General features: G+C 65.8%; 15 protein-coding genes. 9 read left to right on the top strand and 6 right to left on the bottom strand.

Annotated features, from left to right (window positions below; translation table 11 throughout):
* Positions 1 to 29 precede the first annotated feature (29 nt).
* Positions 30 to 1448, top strand: a complete 1419-nt coding sequence (locus FHS42_RS08255) for a PE-PGRS family protein (protein WP_184570382.1) — start codon at positions 30 to 32, stop codon at positions 1446 to 1448.
* Positions 1449 to 1635: 187 nt separating this feature from the next.
* Entirely contained in the window at positions 1636 to 2889 is a 1254-nt protein-coding gene (locus FHS42_RS08250; RefSeq protein WP_184570380.1) for a glycosyltransferase, read from the top strand.
* A gap of 102 nt (positions 2890 to 2991) precedes the next feature.
* On the opposite strand, the gene FHS42_RS08245 is transcribed toward FHS42_RS08250, so the two are convergent.
* Positions 2992 to 3888 carry a hypothetical protein gene (locus FHS42_RS08245; RefSeq protein ID WP_184570378.1) on the bottom strand — a complete coding sequence of 299 codons (897 nt, stop codon included), beginning with the start codon at positions 3886 to 3888 and terminating at the stop codon, positions 2992 to 2994.
* A 256-nt stretch (positions 3889 to 4144) separates the two neighbouring features.
* Here FHS42_RS08245 and FHS42_RS08240 point away from each other — a divergent pair, with 256 nt between their 5' ends.
* The 6 genes from FHS42_RS08240 to FHS42_RS08215 all read left to right on the top strand — a co-directional run bounded on the left by FHS42_RS08240 (position 4145) and on the right by FHS42_RS08215 (position 9968).
* Positions 4145 to 5365, top strand: coding sequence for a mucin-2 (locus FHS42_RS08240; RefSeq protein WP_184570376.1), 1221 nt, complete (start codon positions 4145 to 4147; stop codon positions 5363 to 5365).
* A 34-nt stretch (positions 5366 to 5399) separates the two neighbouring features.
* The gene (locus FHS42_RS08235) at positions 5400 to 5975 is read left to right on the top strand and encodes a hypothetical protein (protein WP_184570374.1); all 576 of its coding nucleotides are present in this window, start codon (positions 5400 to 5402) and stop codon (positions 5973 to 5975) included.
* A 201-nt stretch (positions 5976 to 6176) separates the two neighbouring features.
* A complete protein-coding gene (locus tag FHS42_RS08230) occupies positions 6177 to 6758 on the top strand; it encodes a hypothetical protein (RefSeq protein WP_184570372.1) in 582 nt (193 codons plus the stop codon).
* A gap of 74 nt (positions 6759 to 6832) precedes the next feature.
* Entirely contained in the window at positions 6833 to 7663 is an 831-nt protein-coding gene (locus FHS42_RS08225; protein ID WP_184570370.1) for a hypothetical protein, read from the top strand.
* A 206-nt stretch (positions 7664 to 7869) separates the two neighbouring features.
* Positions 7870 to 9330 (top strand): PE-PGRS family protein, encoded by a 1461-nt coding sequence (locus tag FHS42_RS08220; RefSeq protein ID WP_184570368.1) that lies wholly within the window; start codon positions 7870 to 7872, stop codon positions 9328 to 9330.
* 59 nt (positions 9331 to 9389) lie between these two features.
* Positions 9390 to 9968: a hypothetical protein gene (locus FHS42_RS08215; protein WP_184570367.1), complete on the top strand. Its 579-nt coding sequence runs from the start codon at positions 9390 to 9392 to the stop codon at positions 9966 to 9968.
* Between the two features lie 35 nt (positions 9969 to 10003).
* On the opposite strand, the gene FHS42_RS08210 is transcribed toward FHS42_RS08215, so the two are convergent.
* Entirely contained in the window at positions 10004 to 10831 is an 828-nt protein-coding gene (locus tag FHS42_RS08210) for a hypothetical protein (protein WP_184570365.1), read from the bottom strand.
* 41 nt (positions 10832 to 10872) lie between these two features.
* A complete protein-coding gene (locus tag FHS42_RS08205) occupies positions 10873 to 11136 on the bottom strand; it encodes a WXG100 family type VII secretion target (RefSeq protein ID WP_184570363.1) in 264 nt (87 codons plus the stop codon).
* 201 nt (positions 11137 to 11337) lie between these two features.
* Between FHS42_RS08205 and FHS42_RS08200 the strand changes: the two genes are divergently transcribed.
* Positions 11338 to 11610, top strand: coding sequence for a WXG100 family type VII secretion target (locus FHS42_RS08200; RefSeq protein WP_246494371.1), 273 nt, complete (start codon positions 11338 to 11340; stop codon positions 11608 to 11610).
* A gap of 101 nt (positions 11611 to 11711) precedes the next feature.
* Here FHS42_RS08200 and FHS42_RS08195 read toward each other — a convergent pair whose 3' ends face one another.
* From FHS42_RS08195 to FHS42_RS08185, 3 genes are all read right to left on the bottom strand, one after another.
* Complete coding sequence (locus FHS42_RS08195; protein ID WP_184570362.1) at positions 11712 to 16181, bottom strand: FtsK/SpoIIIE domain-containing protein; 4470 nt, start codon at positions 16179 to 16181, stop codon at positions 11712 to 11714.
* Between the two features lie 122 nt (positions 16182 to 16303).
* The gene (locus tag FHS42_RS08190; protein ID WP_184570360.1) at positions 16304 to 16828 is read right to left on the bottom strand and encodes a hypothetical protein; all 525 of its coding nucleotides are present in this window, start codon (positions 16826 to 16828) and stop codon (positions 16304 to 16306) included.
* A gap of 202 nt (positions 16829 to 17030) precedes the next feature.
* The gene (locus FHS42_RS08185) at positions 17031 to 17900 is read right to left on the bottom strand and encodes an alpha/beta fold hydrolase (protein ID WP_184570719.1); all 870 of its coding nucleotides are present in this window, start codon (positions 17898 to 17900) and stop codon (positions 17031 to 17033) included.
* Positions 17901 to 18169 lie beyond the last annotated feature (269 nt).

Raw genomic sequence — 18169 nt, 5'->3', positions numbered from 1 at the left:
ACCTGCAAGAGCGAACACGGGGGCGCAGCGTGCGCAATGTCAACCCAGGAGATCTCGAACATCTAGCCAAGCTGATCGACGGTAGAGGCGGTGTAGACGACAAACTTAGGGAGGCATTCACCCGGGCGACGACGCTCGGTGTGAGCGACAGACTGGCGGCTTTGAAACCACTGACGACATGGGTCACAGACTCGGCATCAGATCTACGGAAACGTGCGGCCTTTGCCCGCCTCGAAGACGGCGACCCGGAAGCTGGTTTGCGGTGGGCGGGTTTTACCGACGAGGATCTCAAGAAGTACAAGGACGAAGGGCTCACCCCCGACGCCTTGCTGCTCGCCAACTCCATTGCGGCCAGCAACGATCCACAGGCCAAGGCATTCGAGCGCCAGTCCAATGAGTCGCTGAACGACTGGCTCGATCGCATCAAGGCTCATGCCATCGGGAAGATTCCGGGCCTTCAGCCGCACGAATCCACGATCCAGACCATGATCGGTCTCTACGGTGACTGGAAGTCAGTCAACGGCACCGCGGCGGTCATCACGATCCAATCTGCGGTGCTCACCAAGGTACTCGTGGGCAATTCGATCACCAAGGGTGCTCTGCGGACGTGGAAGACACGTCTAGGCGTGGCGTTGCGAGGGAGTGGAAACAGCCACATCCAAAAGGCGGGTAACGCGCTCGTCAAGCTCAAATTGCCGATACGTTCGCTGAGCGCGCCAGGAAGTTGGCTCCCCAGCAAGCTGACTCAGTGGGCCAACCGGGTCCCTGGCACTTCCGGCATGATCGCGGACCGTACGGGCCAGGCATTCGATGCTGCCCGTCGGCTGCCCTTCATGAACTCGCCGATATGGCGGGGCCTTACCGCCAACAAGGCCATCAACGCCATTGTGGGGTCAGACACGCTAGCCGCGCGCTTCGCAGGGCTTACGCATTCTGGCCAGCCTGTCGCGCGAGCGGCCAACGCAAGCCTGTACAAGGTCACGAAGAACGTTTTCACCCGGGGCCGTGCCGCTGGTTGGACGCGGAGCACCGCACTAGTGAAGGGGTTGGCCGGAGCTGGCAAGGTGTCCGGTGCGCTGCGTGGTCTTGGGGTGGTGGGCGGTGTTGCCTCTACCGGCTTCAGCGCCGCGAACGTCATCTCCCAGGGCAACCCCGTCAAGGCGTTCCAGCGCAATGGTGCGGGGTATGTCGCCGATGTTGCTGAGGTCGGCTTCAACGCCTCGCTGACCGCTTCGATGGTCGCGCCTAATCCGTACACGATCGGAGCCGCCGTCGTCTTCGGTGGCGTTTATGTGGGCGCCAAGGTCGTTGAGCACTGGGACGACGTCAAGAGCGGTGCGTCCACGGCAGCCAAGTGGACCGGGAACAAGGCCAAGGAGCTCGGCTCAAGCGCGCTCAACAAGGGAAAGAGCCTCGCCAAGAAAGCCAACCCGAAGAATTGGTTTTGACTCGGCTCTTTCGCCGGCTCCCCTGACAAGCGTGAGCCGAAGTCGGGCGAGAAAAGACGAAGGCAAGGAGTCTATCCGCTCCTTGCCACTCTCAACTTATAGCGTACCGGGGGGCTTGTGGCAAGGCCCGGGTCGTGGCGCAGAATCGCCGACCTAGGCCAGCTTCCACGGAAATGAGAGACCCGAAATGCGTGTGTTGTTGTCTACGTACGGTTCGCGCGGGGACGTCGAGCCGCTGGTGGGACTTGCGGTGCAGTTGCGGGCCCGCGGTGTTGAGGTGCGGGTGTGCGCGCCGCCGGACGAGGACTTCGCGCGGCGGTTGGCCGGTGTCGGTGTGCCGCTGGTGCCGGTCGGCCAGTCGGCGCGTGCGCTGACGACCCAGGCACCGTCGCCGTCATCCCTTCCCGAGCGCGCGGCCGAGTTGATCGCCAGCCAGTTTGAGGCGGTCACTGCGGCGGCCGAGGGGTGCGATGTGGTGGTGGCGACCGGCGTGATGCCGGCCGCTGCCGGCGCGCGGTCGGTGGCCGAGAAACTGGGCATTCGATCCGTTTCGGTGACCTTCCAGCAACTCACCCTGCCGTCGCCGCACCACCCGCCGCTGGCCTACCCGGGCCGGCCGTTCCCGCCAGGGGTGACCGACAACCGGGTGCTGTGGGAGCTGGATGCCCAGAGCATCAACGTGCTGTTCGGTGCGGCGCTCAACACGAACCGGGCGTCGGTCGGCCTGCCACCGGTGGACAACGTCCGCGACTACGTCATCGGCGACCAGCCGTGGCTGGCCACGGACCCGATCCTGGACCCGTGGCAGGAGACGCCGGGCCTGAACGTCGTACAGACCGGTGCGTGGGTGCTGCCCGATGTTCAGCCCCTCGCGGCCCAGTTGTTGACGTTCTTGGACGCCGGCACACCACCGGTGTACGTGGGTTTCGGCAGCATGCCCATGCACACATCGGCGAACGCTGCCCGGGTGGCCATCGAGGCGGTCCGCGCGCAGGGCCGTCGCGCGGTCATCTCCCGCGGCTGGGCCGATCTGGCCCTGATCGACGACCGGGGCGACTGCTTCATCGTCGGTGAGGTCAACCAGCAGGCACTGTTCGGCCGAGTGGCCGCCGTGGTGCATCACGGCGGCGCGGGCACCACGACGACCGCCACCCGAGCCGGCGCGCCACAGGTGGTGGTGCCCCAAGCGGTGGATCAGCCGTACTGGGCAGGCCGGGTGGCCGACCTGGGCATTGGCGTGGCGCACCAGGGCCCGACTCCGACCACCGAGTCCCTGTCGGCCGCGCTGGGGACGGCCTTGGCCCCCGAGACCCGCGCGCGAGCGAGCGCCGTGGCCGGCACCATCCGCAGCGATGGGGCGATGGTGGCCGCGCGACTGCTGCTTGACGAGATCAGCGAGACCGACGAGACCAACCAAGAAGGGCCACCCGTGTCCGTGTGAGCCGCGAGGTCGCGAGTTGGGGGACTGTGCCCGGCGCCGGGCCGTATCACCAACTACCGACTCGCGCCCCAGTGGAGCACGCCCGGTCGGCCCCCGCCGAGCTCAGCCCCTACTCGGCCCGCCGTCACCCGCCCCGTCGCTTCCCGGGTCTGGGCCGGCACGGTGTCCCGCGTCCCCTCCCGTACGCGTGCTCCCGTCTGCTTCCCGCCCGGGATCGTCCTCGTCGCGGGCCGCGAGGTCCGCGGCCATCGCATCCGTACGTTCCCGCAGTGCGCGTACCCGCTCCATGGCCTGCACCGGTGCCCCTGCCGGGTCGGCGGGCAGCACCGGTACCCCCATCTCCTGCGCGGTGACGACCAGGCTGTGGGCGACGTCGAGTTGGTGGGCCAGGAGTGCGGTGGTGAACAGGTTGGCGCGCAGTGACTTCTCCCGGCCGAGCGCCCCGCGATACGTCACCTCGCAGGCGACGTTCACATGGTTGAGTCGCTGCTCGCTGGCCTGCTCCAAGGCGGCCAACATGACCGTGGCCAGCCCCTCGACGACCTTCGTTACGGCCCACTTGCGTCCCGGAAGCGGTGGCAGCACTTCCCGGATGCGATCCGCCTCGGTGTCCAGTGCGTCGGTCGTCATGGCGCTGAAGGCGTCGTGCAGGCGCAGCCCGGTCACCTTCTTCCACGGGATGTCCTCGCCCTCGAAGCCCACGGATTCCGGACCGAAGCGCAGGGCGCCGATGCCGTCGAAGGCCCGGAGCGCCCGCGCGGTCACCGCAGGCACGCGCGGGTGCTTGCACACCAAAGCGCCCAGCGAGAACTCCCACTGCTCGGACGCGGGCGCGGCGGGCGCGGGCAGCGCGCCCAGCACGCCGAGCACCCATTCGCCGGAGGCGTTGGCTCCTACTCGGCGCGCATGGATACCGCGCTCCACGACGCCCCTGCCCAAGTTCACCACGGCGGAACTCGCCGCCTCCCCCACTTCACGCACCCGATTGCGCACGCCCATCGGCGTCTCCCTTCCCCGTTACCGGCCTGGCGGCCAGTCTGCACAACGTCACACGCGCTTCCCACACTGAGGCGCCGACCGGCGTCCAAGCGCGGAAGCGTGTACGCGCTAACGCACCCTATAAGGCCATATTAGTCGCTACAGTAGCTTCTAATTCTCCGGACAGCTCACCCAGTGATTGCCTATCCTTTACCTAATCTGAATGACGCTCGGCACAGCAGGACCGGGCGCTCAGAGGACACAGAGGGGGCAGTTCGTGCGCAATGTCAATCCTAAGGATCTGGAGGAGCTCGCCAAGCTCATCGACGGCAAGGGCGGTACGAGCGACAAGCTGACCGAGGCGTTTACCAGGGCCTCAGCACTCAACGTCAGCACCCAGTTGGCGCCCCTCAAACCGATGCGGCAGTGGGTGACGGACACGGCACCCGACTTGCGCAAGCGCGCTGCTATAGCTCGTGCCGAAGACGGTGACCCACTGGGTGGCTTCCTATGGGCCGGCTTTTCCCTGAAAGAGGCTCAGCAACTCGCGCTCAACCCAGACCTTGCCTTGCTGGCGGGAGCCGCAGCAGCCAGCGGCGAGCGTGATTTCGAATGGATTAAACGCCAACCGAACGAATCGATCGAGGAATGGCGAACTCGGGTCAAGGGCGACGCAGTAGGGAAGATATCGGGCAACAAGAACCTCGGCGAGGTCGTCAGCGACTACATTCAGCTGACTGCTTTCGCATCGGAGGTGCCAGGTGCGTTCAAGTCGGCGGTTGTCGGCACCGTGCATCTGACGAAGTATTTCAAAGGTGGCGTGGCCCTTAAGGCGCCGGGAACTACGTTGGCCCAGCTCCTCAAGGGCGAGGGGTCTACCATGATTCCTCAACGTATCCGTCGCATGGCGGTCAGCATCGGTGCCCGAACGCCCGCCCCCGTGCTGGATGCACTGACGGGGAAAGACAGCCTGGCGGCGCTGGACAATGGAAAGGTGTGGGCCTGGGAGGCGAACCTCCTCAAGGTCGGAAAGAGTGTGGCCGACACCAAAAAGATTGCGGGGGCCAGCAAACTCGTCCAGCTCACGTCGGGCACCGGAGCCGCACTGAAGACTGCGGGCTTTTGGCGCACCACAGGAGTCGTCGGCGGCGTGGCGGCAACCGGGGCGGGAGCTTATGAGCTGTACCAGAAGGGCAACCCGGTCAAGGCGTTCCAGAAAGACAAGGCGGGCTATGTAGCAGACGTTTCCGGCGTCGCGTTCAACGCCTCACTCACCTCCGCGATGGTGGCTCCTAACCCGGTGACGATCGGCGCGACCGTGGTCACGGGAGCCGTCTACGGTACCGCCTTGGTGATCGATAACTGGGATACCGTCAAGAAGTTCCCCGGTAAGGTCGAGGATGCAGGAAAGTGGACCAAGGACAAGGTCTCCGATGGGATGGACAAGGCCGTGGGCGGAGCAAAAAAGTTCGGCAGTGCCGTCAATCCGTTCGACTGATCGGGCCTTCATGCACAAAGAGGAGAGAACGGCCATGACGTCATTCCCATTCGAGCTTGTGCGCACTGGTTCAACAAATCAATTCGTGCTCCGCAAACAGGTTTTCTCGTGGTCGGGCGACGTCGGCGGCTTGGGGACCTTCGAAATGAAATATCCGCAGGAGCCCACAGACGTCGTACAGTCACGCGTCGTGGCGTCAGCGACGAGAAACGGAACCCACATCGCCGCCTACTCGGCGGCACAGCACAACGGTCGCCCCACTCTTACCGATGTAGAATTCACTTTCGCCGGCGACCCCGCCAAACTCTCCCGGCGATCCGGCGGGCTCACTCGCAAGGCCCGCACACTACATATCACCGTAGCGGGCCGAGAATATCTATATGCTCAAACCGGCGGCAAGCGCAAACACACCCTCACTCGCGACCGCGCTAGTGTGCAAATGACGCGCTCAACTTGGAAGAATCCGCGCACCATACGGGGCGTGGCCAACGGCACGGTGGACGCCACAGACATCGGCATCGCCCTGCTACTGGAAGGCGTGTACACCAGGGACCTATCCTGGCCAGGCGCCTTTCTCTATTCCATCGGACGCTTTATGAATGGAATCTAAGGCGTCTACGGTACCGCCTTGGTGATCGAAGCTGGGATACCGTTGCGGAGTGCCCCGGTAAGGTCGAGGATGCAGGAAAGTGGGCCAAGGACAAGGTCTCCGATGGGATGGACAAGGCCGTGGGCGGAGCAAAGAAGTTCGGCAGTGCCGTCAATCCGTTCGACTGATCGGATCTTCATGCATAAAAAGGAGAGAACGGCCATGACGTCATTCCCATTCGAGCTTATGCGCACTGGTTCAACAAATAAAATCATGCTCAGCAAGCAAGTTTTCTCGTGGTCGGGTGACGTCGGCGGCTTGGGGACCTTCGAGATGAAATATCCGCAGGAGCCCACAGACGTCGTGCAGTCACGCGTCGTGGCGTCAGCGGCGAGAAACGGAACCCACATCGCCGCCTACTCTGCGGCACAGCACAACGGTCGCCCCACTCTTACCGATGTAGAATTCACTTTCGCCGGCGACCCCGCCAAACTCTCCCGGCGATCCGGCGGGCTCACTCGCAAGGCCCGCACACTGCATATCACCGTAGCGGGCCGAGAATATCTATATGCTCAAACCGGCGGCAAGCGCAAACACACCCTCACTCGCGACCGCGCTAGTGTGCAAATGACGCGCTCAACTTGGAAGAATCCGCGCACCATACGGGGCATGGCCAACGGCACGGTGGACGCCACAGACATCGGCATCGCCCTGCTGCTGGAAGGCGTGTACACCAGGGACCTATCCTGGCCAGGCGCCTTTTTCTTTTCCATTGGACGCTTCATGAATGAAATCTCATCGTGATGTAGCCAGCAGTCGCGTCGCGACCCTAAGGACACCCGCACCACAGTTCACCACAACGCCATCGGAGATCGTGCATGCCCTCCATCGATGCCGGACGTCGTCGGCTCCGCTTGTCGGACGCACATATCAGTGCTCTTGGACTCCTCGTAGCAGAAGAAGAACTTCCCCCGACGCTCTCCCAGCCCCTGACCGAACTTCGGTCAGCGGGAATTGTCCACGATGAGGGAACCATCGACGGGGAACTCTACCCGCTCATATCGACACTCATGTCGCCGCGTGTGATCGTGCGCCTGGAAATCAGCGGCCCACAGGGCACCGTTTCCAGTGGTGTCGTCGTAGGCGACCAGTTCGCTTTTTCACATGAGGGATGGCCCGACGAAGAGGAGTCGGAATACGCTCCCGTCGAAGCCTCGATGCTCGTGTGGGAGCTCGCCAGAATGGTGGACCTGCACACCGAGGCATGTGAATTCCCTGACGCCGACGAGCAGATCTCCTCAATGATGGGGCCGCTTGACGCGCTCCTGGAACGGTTCGAGACTAAGGCGGCTCACGAGCGCGAAGATTACGCGGACGTCGCCGCGGCTTGCGGCGCCCCGGTGCGGCTCGCCGAGATCCTGGCCCAGCTCAATGCGATGTGGCGCATGACCGTCGTATGGCCTGGAGACCAGACCCACGGCGACGCGAGCCCGCACATTGCCGCGCTGGCAGTATGGGATTGCGGCATCGAAGGTTACTGGGTGCGTACGGCGCCGGCAGAACCCATTGCGGAGGGCGCGATTAACCAGCACTCCGAACTGTGCGTGCGCCGCACGTCCGCCAAGGGGCTTTGGCGTGCGATCACCGACTTGCTCCCAGACACCGATCAGCTACTCGTCGCGGATGGCAGCGCCGCACAGCAGCGGTGACCAATGACGCCACCCCCGGCACATCTCATCCGGCGCGCCGTGCACCTATTGATCCCCTGGGATGCATTTGCCCAACTTTCCATCCCTTGGTGCATACGTGATCACCCCTTGGTCGTTTGTCGGTGGCTAAAAACTGGCACGTCGTATCCTGAAGTGCTCGTGCCGGGCGCGGGCACCCGCTAGTCGGGGACGCTAAGGGGGAAGGCGTGCGCAATGTCAATCCGGGGGACCTGGAACAACTCGCTAAGCTCATCGACGGCACGGGCGGCTTGGCGGATCAGCTCAAAGAGGCGTTCACCCGTGCGGCAACGCTGAACGTCACTGGCGAGTTGGCAGCGCTCAAGCCCTTGAATAATTGGGTCACCGACACCGCTCCGGATCTACGCAAGCGGGCCGCGTTCGCTCGCCTTGAGGATGGGGACCCGGAGGCCGGCGTGCTGGCAGCGGGCTTCACGCCGGAGGATCTCAAGAACTACGAGGGCCCTATCGCGCCCGGCACGCTCTTGCTCGCGAGCTCTGTCGCCAAGAGCGATGACCCGAAGGCTGACGAGTTCCAACGGCAGCCAGAAGAGTCGTTGACCGACTGGGTCGCACGCCTCGAAGCCCATGTCATGAGCAAGATCCCTGGCCTGATGCCGCACGAGGAGACCTTGGCCAGCTTGATCAGGCTCGGCGGTGACGTGGCGACCTTCACCACGGTGGCCGGAGTGGTGTCCTTTCAGGGCACCTCTTTCGTCCAGACCGTGGGCGGGAACTCGTTCAAGCAGGGCTGGGGCGCGACGGTGAAGACCTCGCTTGCCGAGATGCTGAAGAATAGGAACAGCAGCAAGTTGGTGACCGCCGGGCAAAAGCTAGAACAGTGGTCGCCGAAGATACGTTCGCTCGCGGCGCCCGGGAGTTGGCTCCCGGGGCAGTTGGGTGCGTGGGCGGCCACGAGAAGCGCCCGGTACCAGCAGCTCAGTAGCATCCCGCTGACGGGGGGCCTGCGCGGCGACCTGTGGGGCACCGGGTTCGATTCCCTTCGCAGTCGCGGCTTTATGAATGCCACCTGGCGGGGGATGAGCGTCAACCGGGGCATCAACTTCCTGGTCGGCTCCGACGAACTCGCCAAGATCTACGGGGGCGTTACGCATTCGGGGCAGCCTGTCGTGCGTGCGGGGCAGGCGAACTTGCTGCATGTCTTTACGAAGGCGAAGAACGCCGAGCATTTCGCGCAGGCCCTGCGGTTATCCCCGGGCACGAGCAGCCCATGGCGTGTCGGCCTCTCCACGGCAGGCAAGACGGCGGGCTTCCTCCGCGGAGCGGGGGTCGTCGGAGGCGCCGTCTCGACCGTGTACAGCCTTGCCAATGTGGCGTCCCAGGACCCACGGAAGAAGTTCGACAGCCGGAAAGAAGGCGCCGGTTACATCGCGGACGTTGCCGAGGTGGGCTTCAACGGTTCTCTCACCGCGGCCATGGTGGCACCCAACCCGGTGACGATCGGGTTGGCCTTGGGCACCGGCCTCGTGTATGGAGGCGCCAAGGTAGTCGAGCACTGGGATGACATCAAGGGCGGCGCTTCCACGGCCGCGAGTTGGACCGGCAACAAGGCGAAGGAGTTTGGCTCCGGAGCCGTCAACAAGGCGAAGAGCGTGGGGAAGAAGCTCAATCCGAAGAAATGGTTCTGAGGCAGGAACCGAACAGCCATCCCGTCCCTTACGCCGCATACTGCTTGAGAGGCATCGACGTGTCGGAATACTCCTTCGAGCTGCTGCCGTTCACCCATCCCGCACATGACGGATGGACCGGACCCGTCGGCGATTTCGGCGTGGTGACGGTGCACTACGAGCGGACGGTGTCACCGAAGGAGAAGATCGGGCAGGCCCGTCTCTACGGTGACGGTTTCCCCGATGTCCTGTTCCGTGGATCGGGGCCGGGAATGCCTACTCTGCACAAGGCCCATATGTTCGTCGGTGGCGAGCCAGTCGAACTCAGCTACAACGCGCGGGGCTTGCGCAGGAGTGCGCGAGCCCTGCGTCTCACGCAGGGCGACCGCTCACACACCTATACGTCCGCGGGCGTCGGCAAAGAAGCGGAATTGTGCCGCACGGGAGTAAAGATCACCGTGGGCCCTGGTCGCCGTGTCGATGACCCGCATAAGGGACTGGTGACAGCCGGCCAGGTCCAAGGCCCCGCAGACCCTGTGGACCTGGCCATTGCCATCATCTTCGAGGCGGTGGATACCTCGTCGCTAACGCTCGGCGGCGCGATGGTGATGGCCCCGCTCAACTTCTTGCAGCGGCAAACCGATGGGGGCGGCTCTTAACCGCGGTTGCCGGGGGGGCAAGCGGAAAGAGACCGCTACGACTCGTTGATCAACTCATGCTTGTCCGGCAGGAGATCGGTGATCCGTTCCCATACGTTTCCGGGTGTCACCCGTACCAGGTGCAGTTCACTGTCAGGCCCGACCTGGCCCTCCACGATGGGCTCCGCCGGCTTTTCCCTGACCCAATAGCCCAGCGGACCGCAGTCCCAGACCGCAAGGGCGCGGACCATCGCAGAGCGCTCTCCCTCGTGCTGGCCGTCCCAGGCAGAGGTGATGCGCCACATCGCGTTCATGCCCAAGACAAGGTCGCTCAGCGTGGCCAGTTCGGCACCCTTGAGGCCACCCACCTCGCTCAGCGCCTTACGCGTCAGCTCGGTTGCCGCTTCCTCATCGCCCTGTGCTTCATCGAGTGCGCTGAAGGCTGCGTCGAGTGCGCCCATCGTGGTTTCGATGCGGGAGGTCTCGAACTCCTCGGGCTCACCGCGGTGCAAGTTGACCATTCGGGAGAGCTCCCAAACGATCGTATTCGCATCAATGGAGAGGTATTCGGACTCCTCGTCTCCGGGCCAGCCCTCGTGCGCGATGACGGCTTCCTGTCCGACGACGATGCCGTGGCTCACCGTGCCGTGTTCCCCGGTGATCTCCACTGATAGCAGCAGAATGGGAGAAGCGAGCGTGGTGAGAAGTTCCTTGAGCAAGGGGGCGAGCTCGCCCTCCGCCCCCACCAGCCCGATCGCCTGGAGCTCTGTCAGCGAGTCCCACAGTTCATCGGGCGGAGTCTCGCCGTCTACCAGATGCGCAAAAACGGCCACATGCCGGTCCGCCAGGCGGAGACGCGCTCTCGAACTGTCATAAGAAGGCATTTCTCTCAGTTTCTCCCCGTGAACTCAGCAACCAGGCTGGCTTACTTGTCTTTCGGCTTCTTCGCTTCTTCAGCTGTCTTGTCACAGTCAGTCGCCATTTGGCGCAGTTTGGTCGCGACTGCGGTGCACTTCGTATGCCACGACTTCAGATCGCCGCGCACTTTCTCGGCGTTGGGCCCGGCCCACTTCTTCATCTGCGTAGTGCTCTGCGTCTTGGGCCTCGTGACCAGTGAGTCAATGTGGTCAGCTAGCGACCGAAGCTGTGTTGCCCGCTGCGTGAGCTTTTCAATTTCCGGATCGGCCATGACTCTCTGCCCCCTATCACATGACGCTCTCAGCATAGCCCCATGGCCCGATACGTCGCCGGTTGCCGTTGGCCTGCGTTGGCATTGCATCAGGTCCGTTACAAGGGTCTGTGCCAGCTACACGATCGAAGGGCCGTGCGGTAGCGTCCCAGACGTGCAGACGGGACGTCCGTTTGCCGCTGCCATACGGGGAGGAACGCTATGTCCGGTGACATGGACCGCGGCGCAAGTCTTGAGAAGCTCAAGTCGCTGTACGAGGACTTCGACAAGAAGGCCGGAGAGCTCGCCGCCCTCGTCAAAGCGCTGAACACCAAGACGACCGGTAGCGAGAGCTACTGGAAGGGCCCCAAGGCGAACAGCTTCCGAGACGAATGGGGCAACGTGAAGCCGACGTTCGACAAGTTCGTCGAGACGTTGCACAGCGCCAGCAAGTCGGCCAGGACGAGTCACGACAACATCGAGCGCGCGACCTGAGCCTCGTACTGCGCGGCCGTGCTGCGAATGAAGAGGCTGGGGGCGTCCACCCAACAGGTGGACGCCCCAGTTTTTTGTTACGTCACTGCACCTGGCAGTTGCTAGTCGATAACTCCCTGAATTGGCATCATTCCGCCGCCTCGAATCAGCAAACCGCTGCCGGGAGAGCCAGTGCCGCTATTAGCAGGCAGCCGAATGTTGAACAGCTCGCCGTCCGAGGAGCTTTGTGGCGTCAAAAGGACGCCGCTGCGCGTCTTTCGCGCTTCGGTCACGAACCCCCGATATTGGGATGACAAGGTGTCCGTGGTGCCGGCCGCGACCAGTCCGTGGTCTCCGTCCATGCCACTACGAAGGACCGCTTCCAACGCCTCGTCCAGCGGCTCGTCATACAGCAGTTCGGCGTCATCGATGAGGACGACATACGGCCCCTCCGCCTTACTGATCAGAGCCTGAAGGTCCTCTTCCTTGCCATCGACGCCGAGCATCCCCAACACGCCGGCCGCACCCTCCAGTTCCCGTAGCGGCGATCGACGCGGGGTGATGAGCACCACTGGCGTCCCCGCCCGCAAAAGCGCACGCGCCGCTCCGAGCAGCATGGTCGAGCGGCCTGACTTCGGAGGTCCGGCGATGACGACGCCGGGCCCTGTCTCGCGTAGGTCCACACCGATGGGTTGAAGCTCATCGCCACCGACCCCGAGCAGGGTCCACAACGGGGAGGGAGCAACGTGGTCGGGGTCCAGTGCGAGCATGTCCGGAGTGGAGATGCGGGTGGGCAGAGCATCCACCCGCATGGGCCGCAGCGACCTCGCTTGTTGGGGTTGCCGCTCCCGGGCCTCCGCACCGAGTCGGCGCAGCGCCGCGACCTGTGCTTGGCCTGACGGGTCCGGGTCGAGCAGGCCCAGTTGGGTTTCTTGTACACCGTTGTCGGCCAGCCGAAGCGCGCGGCCTGGCGGCATGTGCTTGGGGACGTCCTTGGCCCGGAAGCCGGCCGTGGAGTAGTCGCTGGGGTCAGCGAGGCGCAGCACCATGCGTTCGCCGAAGACGGACGCCACTTGACCGGTGAGACCGCTGCGGTCCGACGTCATCACCACGCGCACGCCAACAGCGGACCCTTCGCGGAAAATGCGCTGCATGGCTTCGATGAGTTGCCCGTAGTTGTAGCCCTCGAACGCCGCAGTGAAGCCTTCCCAGGCGTCCAGGAGAACGACCATCCACGGCAGCCGTTCCTCCGCCGGGGCCGAGGCGCGTTGCTCGGCCGCGCTGGAGGCGCCCTGCACGGCCAGCATCTGCTGTCGCCTGGAGATCTCCGCGAGTAGGCGGTCGATGAGTCGGCGTACCCGGTCGGGCTGATCGCGCGTGACGACGGCGCCCACGTGTGGCAGGGCCACCAGCGGGAGGAGCGCGTTGGAGCCACAATCGACGGCGTACACATGGACATCGGTCGGGGACGTGCCGCGGGCCAGCGACCCGGCGAGGGTGCGCAACGCCGTCGAACGACCGGAGCGCGGGCCTCCCACGAGGAGCGTGTGTTCGCCGTCAACGAGGTCGAGTGCGAACGCCGCGCGGGCCTGGGAGGCGGGCAGGTCGGTGAGGCCGAAGGGGGCGGGGCGTACGTCCTGGCCCGCCTTTCCCGCGTGGGGCTCGGGCAACTCGGCCAGGCTCACGAGATCGGGCAGCGGCGGCAACCAGGGGCTACGGGGCGCTGCAAAGTCCATCGCCTGGGCTCCCGCGCGTACCGCATCGACGAGCACGGCGAGGTCGGTGACCATCGTGCCGTCGTCGGCTGCCTCGGCGCGCTTGGGCAACGGCCGGCCGTAAGCGGACGGCGCGAGGGGCGTCAGCGTGGCCTTGGGCCCGAGCTGACCGGTGCTCGGCCGTCGTCCGCCGATGCGCGCGGACTGCACGCCGACGAGCGACTGCGCTCCGGAGCGGACGTATGCGCGGCCAGGTGTCGATTTGGAGATGGCGCCCGCATCGGGTGCGTCGATGACGTCGGAGGATTCGGAACCGTCCGTCACGCGCAGCGCGATCCGCAGGTTGGTGTTGGCGCGGATGTCGGCGCTGACCACGCCGGCCGGGCGCTGGGTGGCCAAGACCAGATGCACGCCCAGTGAACGGCCGCGGCGGGCGATGTCCACCAGGCCCGCGATGAAGTCCGGCAGTTCGGCGACGAGTGAGGCGAACTCGTCGATGATCAGCACGAGGCGGGGCATCGGCTCAAGCTCCGGTTGGAGCTTGCGGGTGTCGTTGTAGTCCTCGATGTCCTTGGTGCCGGTGTTGAACAGGATCTCTTCGCGCCGGTGGAGTTCGGCGGCGAGCGAGGCCAGTGCGCGTTCCGTCAGGTGCGCGTCGAGGTCGCTGACCATGCCGACGGTGTGCGGCAGCCGGGCGCAGTCCATGAAGGCGCTGCCGCCCTTGTAGTCGATCAGTACGTAGTTGAGGGCGTCCGGGCGGTTGGCGACGGCGAGCGAGGCGATGATCGTCTGGAGCAGTTCGGACTTACCGGCGCCGGTGGTTCCCGCGACCAGGGCGTGTGGCCCGTCCCGCCGGATATCGAGTGTGAAGGGGCCGTCTGCGGCGATGCCGATGGGGGCTTCCGTGGTGGAGCCGCCGGCGCGCCAAATGCGCTCGATGTCCGCGCCGGTGGGGTCCGGCATGCCGAGCAGGGACAGCAGTCGGGCGGCGGTGGGTAGCGCGCTGTCGGCGTCGTCGCGGCTGACGTCCCGTACTGGCGCGAGCGAGCGTGCCACCAACTCGCACCAGTCAAGCGCCACCTGGTCCACGAGTACCGGACCGATCGATTCAAGACCGGAGCCGCGCAAATACGCACGCGTGGGGGACTCCGGTGACCAACAGATAGCGGTGCTGCACTCCTCTGGGAGTAGCCGCTCATCGGCGTCGAGGCACAGCGCGAAGATGCCGTGCCGTGGGCCTTCCTGGAGGAGTTGGGGCACGCCTGGCATCCGTCGCAGCAGCCTGGCGCCGTCCAAGACCACCAGTACGTAGGGGTCGGGGCGCAGCGCGCCCATCGCACTGTGGTGCTGGCTGGCCGCTTTTCTGCGCTCCAGCTCATTGAGTAGCTCGTTGACGCGCCGCGCGACCGCTTCCGAGTCCGATCCGAGCAACGCGACACAGTCCTGCCCTAGTTGGGGCGCCGTGTGCGGCAGCCAGTGTGCCCAGCTCCAGGCGGCCCCGGCCGCCGCCGTGTCGGCAAGCACGACCAACGACAGATCACGTGGGCTGTGCAGCGCAGCGGCCTGCACAGCGAGCCAGCGTGCCGTGCTCAGCACGCGTTCACGCTCGCCGGCAACGCCTACGACGCCGAGTTCCGCGTACGGCAGTGGCACGGGCACATCGGTGAGTTGGGGCGGCTCCGGCTGTTCCTCTTCCTCGTAGCTGCCGCCGCGCGCCATGACGAGTTCGATGTCCGCGGGAAGGTCCGCCACACCCAGCCGCAACCGCATGGCGTCGGGGTCCGTGATCCGGCGCTCCCACAGCCGGCGCCGTGGCCCCGTGGCGAAGAGCAGGACCTCCGCGGGGTCGGGGGACGCGATGCGGCGGTTGCGCTGGTCCTGCTTTCCGACCTCGCGGACCCGCACGGCGTGCTCGGCTATTTCGGCCCGGTACTGCTTCATGGACTTGCGGTGTTGCTTACGTCCGTACCGCACGTCGCTCACCCACTGCCCCACCATCATCATCGGGCTCATGAGGCAGAACAGCAGCATGTAGACCTGCTTGGTCATGAAGTACATGGCCAAGCCGAAGACAAGCGGGACGAGCGAGGACAAGATCTGGAAGCGAGACGTTTCTGCCTTGCCGGGCCTGGCGGGTACCACGAGCCGGGCACGCGGGCGCAGCGGCGACAGCCGCGGGGGCCTGTTGTACGCGAGGCCGCCTTCACCGGTCGCGGACAGGTGGGCGTCCGGTTCGGCCGGCTCATCGAGGACGAACAGTGAGTCGCCCGCCCTGAGCAGGCCACCGCACGGCCACTCCCGCTCGGCCGCCAACGGCTCGTCGTCCAGGGACAGTTGGGCTTCGGGATGTGGTGTGACGCGAACCTGACCGTCAGCGTGCACCGTGATCCGGGCCGCTGCGGGCGGCAGGAAAGGGTCTGCGATGGCTAGCGTGCATGTGGTGTGTGAGCCGATGGTCGCCACTCCCGCGGCCAGCCGCACCACCCGTCCAGCGCCGGGCCCGCCTGCTACGCGCAACTCGTATCGTCCGGCCGGCTCGCCGGTGCGCATCAGCGGCCCGATGGTGTCATCGACCGAGACCCGCATGCCGTCTCGGAGCACCGTGCTGGCGTCATCTCCGGGTGCGCACCGATGGCCGTCCACCCACAGCGTCGCTGTGCCGCGAGAGCCGCGGTCCGCGCTGCGGGTTGGGGCATCAGTGGTCCACTCAACAGGCAGGGGGCGGCCAGGCAGCGCATCTCGGCCCTGCGGGCGCCCCGAGCCAAGCGCCGCCGTCAGCACCTCGGCAACATCCGCGGCCGTAGCCGCGTCATCCGCCGTGATCACCACGTCCTGGGGATCGGCCCCCGCCCGTACAGCCGTCACCAGGACACGCATGGCTGCCTTCCTCCCCATCGGCGCCGCTCGGCCGATCTCGCTCGTCAGTTCTTGAGGCTATCTGCTGAGCGGACAGGTGGGCCGGGGGCTGCGCGCAGCGCGTGCGTAGCAGGTGAGGCGAGTTACGCCGGGTGTCCTGCCGTGAGGGCCCGCTCCAGGGCCGTCAAGAACGCCTCCCGGTCGCGGGTGGGGATGTTCAGTGATTCGCCGCGCCGGGTGGTGATGGTGACGCTGTCCATGCCCATGGGAACGGCCCAGCCGCCGCCTACCAGGCGGGGTGCTCCCTGGCCGGCGCGCAGGCCAGGGAGCGGGGCGTCGGTGGTGTTCATCGACGTGGCGAATTGCTGCCCGGCCGAGGGCCTTGCCGCCTGGAGGGCGGCGGTGACCGATGCCGGGTCAAGCTCCGTTAGGGCGAAGCGCTCGCGGCCGACGCGCAGCGTTCCGCCTGCGATGTCGATGCGGTTGTAGAAGAACTTGGAGATCGGCACGCTGATGAAGGCGAACAGCAGGAGCAGGAAGAGCGCGGAGACCGCCAGCCACGGGCCAAGGTCATCGGGGGCCGAGTCCACTCCCATCCATGCGACGCCTACGACGTAGATAGTGAGGCATATCAGGGTCCAGACCTTCGAAGGCCGCTCACGGTACATGCGGTCGATGATCTGAGACGTCTCCTGCGGGGGCAAGCGCCTGCTCAGCCAGCCGCGATGAGATCGGCCACACGACCGTCCAACGCTCGCGCGGTATGCACCAGTTCTCATCTCTCGTCCGGTTATGCCTGGCGCGGCGCCTCCTGTGCCGATACGTCGTGTCCCCCGGTGGGTCGCCGTGCTTCCGGGCGGGGCTGCCGCGTCAGGCCGGCAGCGCCGTCTCCAAGAACGGCTCAACCACGCGCCGCCAGCCCTCGGGTTGGTCGTAGTGGACGAGGTGACTGGCGTCCGGCACCTCCGCATATATGCCGCGCGGCAGCACTCGGACCATTTCTTGGGCCTCCGCGCGGCCCAGTTCGCCATCCAGGCCGCGCACGACCAGCGTCGGGCACTGCACGAGGGCGAGTTCCTCCCAGTGAGCGTCGTGCACCCAGGTCTCACGGGCCATGAGCATCTGGCGCCGGGAGAAGACGGGGCGCCAGCCGTCTGCACGCTCGGCCATCACCTCGGCGAAGAAGTCGCCGCGGGCCGGGCGGGGACGCTCTAGCGAGGGGTCGTCCTCGCCGAACCACTTGCGGACATCGGCCAGCGTGGCGAAGGGGACCGGCCAGGACTTGAACCACTCCGACCACTCGTGCTGCGAAGCGGCGCCGAGCGCCGAGGCGCGCATGTCGCAGATGACCAGCGCCCGCACGAGGTCGGGGCGGCGGGCGGCGAGCTGCCAGGCGGTCAGGGCACCCATGGAGTGCCCGATGAGGGTGACCGGGGCGAGACCGAGCTGCTCGATGGCGGCCTCGGCATCGTCCACGTACGCCTGGCGCGTGTACGGACCGTCCGAGGGTTTCTCGCTGCGGCCGTGCCCCCGTTGGTCGAGCGCTACGGCGCGGTACCGGGTGGCGAGCCAACGGGCGGACTCCGCCCAGTGCGCGGCGCGGCCCATCAGCCCGTGCAATAACAACACTCCCGGGTCCTGCTCGCCGGCTTGGCCACTGCCCGCCTTTGGCGGGTCGGCGAACTCCCAAGCGGCAAGTCGCACGCCATGGGCCCCGGTCACGTCCGTGCGCCGCACCATGTGTCCTGGCACCTCCATTCCTCCCTAGAGCAGCTCCACCGTATCGAACTCATATTCGAACAAGTAGCTATCTGCGGTAACGCCCCTCGTTCGAGTGACTGGCCTTGAGGATTGTTCGCCGTCGCCGGGGGGAGACAGCTACACGGGGGCGGACTGCTCGGGGAAGGGAGTCCGCCTCGGCCGACCTTGAGAGCTCGGGGCTCCAGGTCGCCACGGGGGGTTGGGGAAGCAGGGCCCCGGCGGCAGCTCAGGCCGCTGGGGCCCTTGCA

Origin of the sequence: Streptomyces zagrosensis (genome assembly GCF_014203645.1) — a bacterium.
Taxonomy (GTDB): Bacteria; Actinomycetota; Actinomycetes; order Streptomycetales; family Streptomycetaceae; genus Streptomyces; species Streptomyces zagrosensis.
This window is presented reverse-complemented; position numbering and strand designations above follow the sequence as displayed.

What these genes read in the sequence shown, in the direction of transcription:
- FHS42_RS08250 (WP_184570380.1), top strand. Translation starts at nt 1,636, where the DNA reads ATGCGTGTGTTGTTGTCTACGTACGGTTCGCGCGGGGACGTCGAGCCG.
- FHS42_RS08245 (WP_184570378.1), bottom strand. Translation starts at nt 3,888, where the DNA reads ATGGGCGTGCGCAATCGGGTGCGTGAAGTGGGGGAGGCGGCGAGTTCC.
- FHS42_RS08235 (WP_184570374.1), top strand. Translation starts at nt 5,400, where the DNA reads ATGACGTCATTCCCATTCGAGCTTGTGCGCACTGGTTCAACAAATCAA.
- FHS42_RS08230 (WP_184570372.1), top strand. Translation starts at nt 6,177, where the DNA reads ATGACGTCATTCCCATTCGAGCTTATGCGCACTGGTTCAACAAATAAA.
- FHS42_RS08225 (WP_184570370.1), top strand. Translation starts at nt 6,833, where the DNA reads ATGCCCTCCATCGATGCCGGACGTCGTCGGCTCCGCTTGTCGGACGCA.
- FHS42_RS08210 (WP_184570365.1), bottom strand. Translation starts at nt 10,831, where the DNA reads ATGCCTTCTTATGACAGTTCGAGAGCGCGTCTCCGCCTGGCGGACCGG.
- FHS42_RS08205 (WP_184570363.1), bottom strand. Translation starts at nt 11,136, where the DNA reads ATGGCCGATCCGGAAATTGAAAAGCTCACGCAGCGGGCAACACAGCTT.
- FHS42_RS08200 (WP_246494371.1), top strand. Translation starts at nt 11,338, where the DNA reads ATGTCCGGTGACATGGACCGCGGCGCAAGTCTTGAGAAGCTCAAGTCG.
- FHS42_RS08195 (WP_184570362.1), bottom strand. Translation starts at nt 16,181, where the DNA reads ATGCGTGTCCTGGTGACGGCTGTACGGGCGGGGGCCGATCCCCAGGAC.
- FHS42_RS08190 (WP_184570360.1), bottom strand. Translation starts at nt 16,828, where the DNA reads ATGTACCGTGAGCGGCCTTCGAAGGTCTGGACCCTGATATGCCTCACT.
- FHS42_RS08185 (WP_184570719.1), bottom strand. Translation starts at nt 17,900, where the DNA reads ATGGTGCGGCGCACGGACGTGACCGGGGCCCATGGCGTGCGACTTGCC.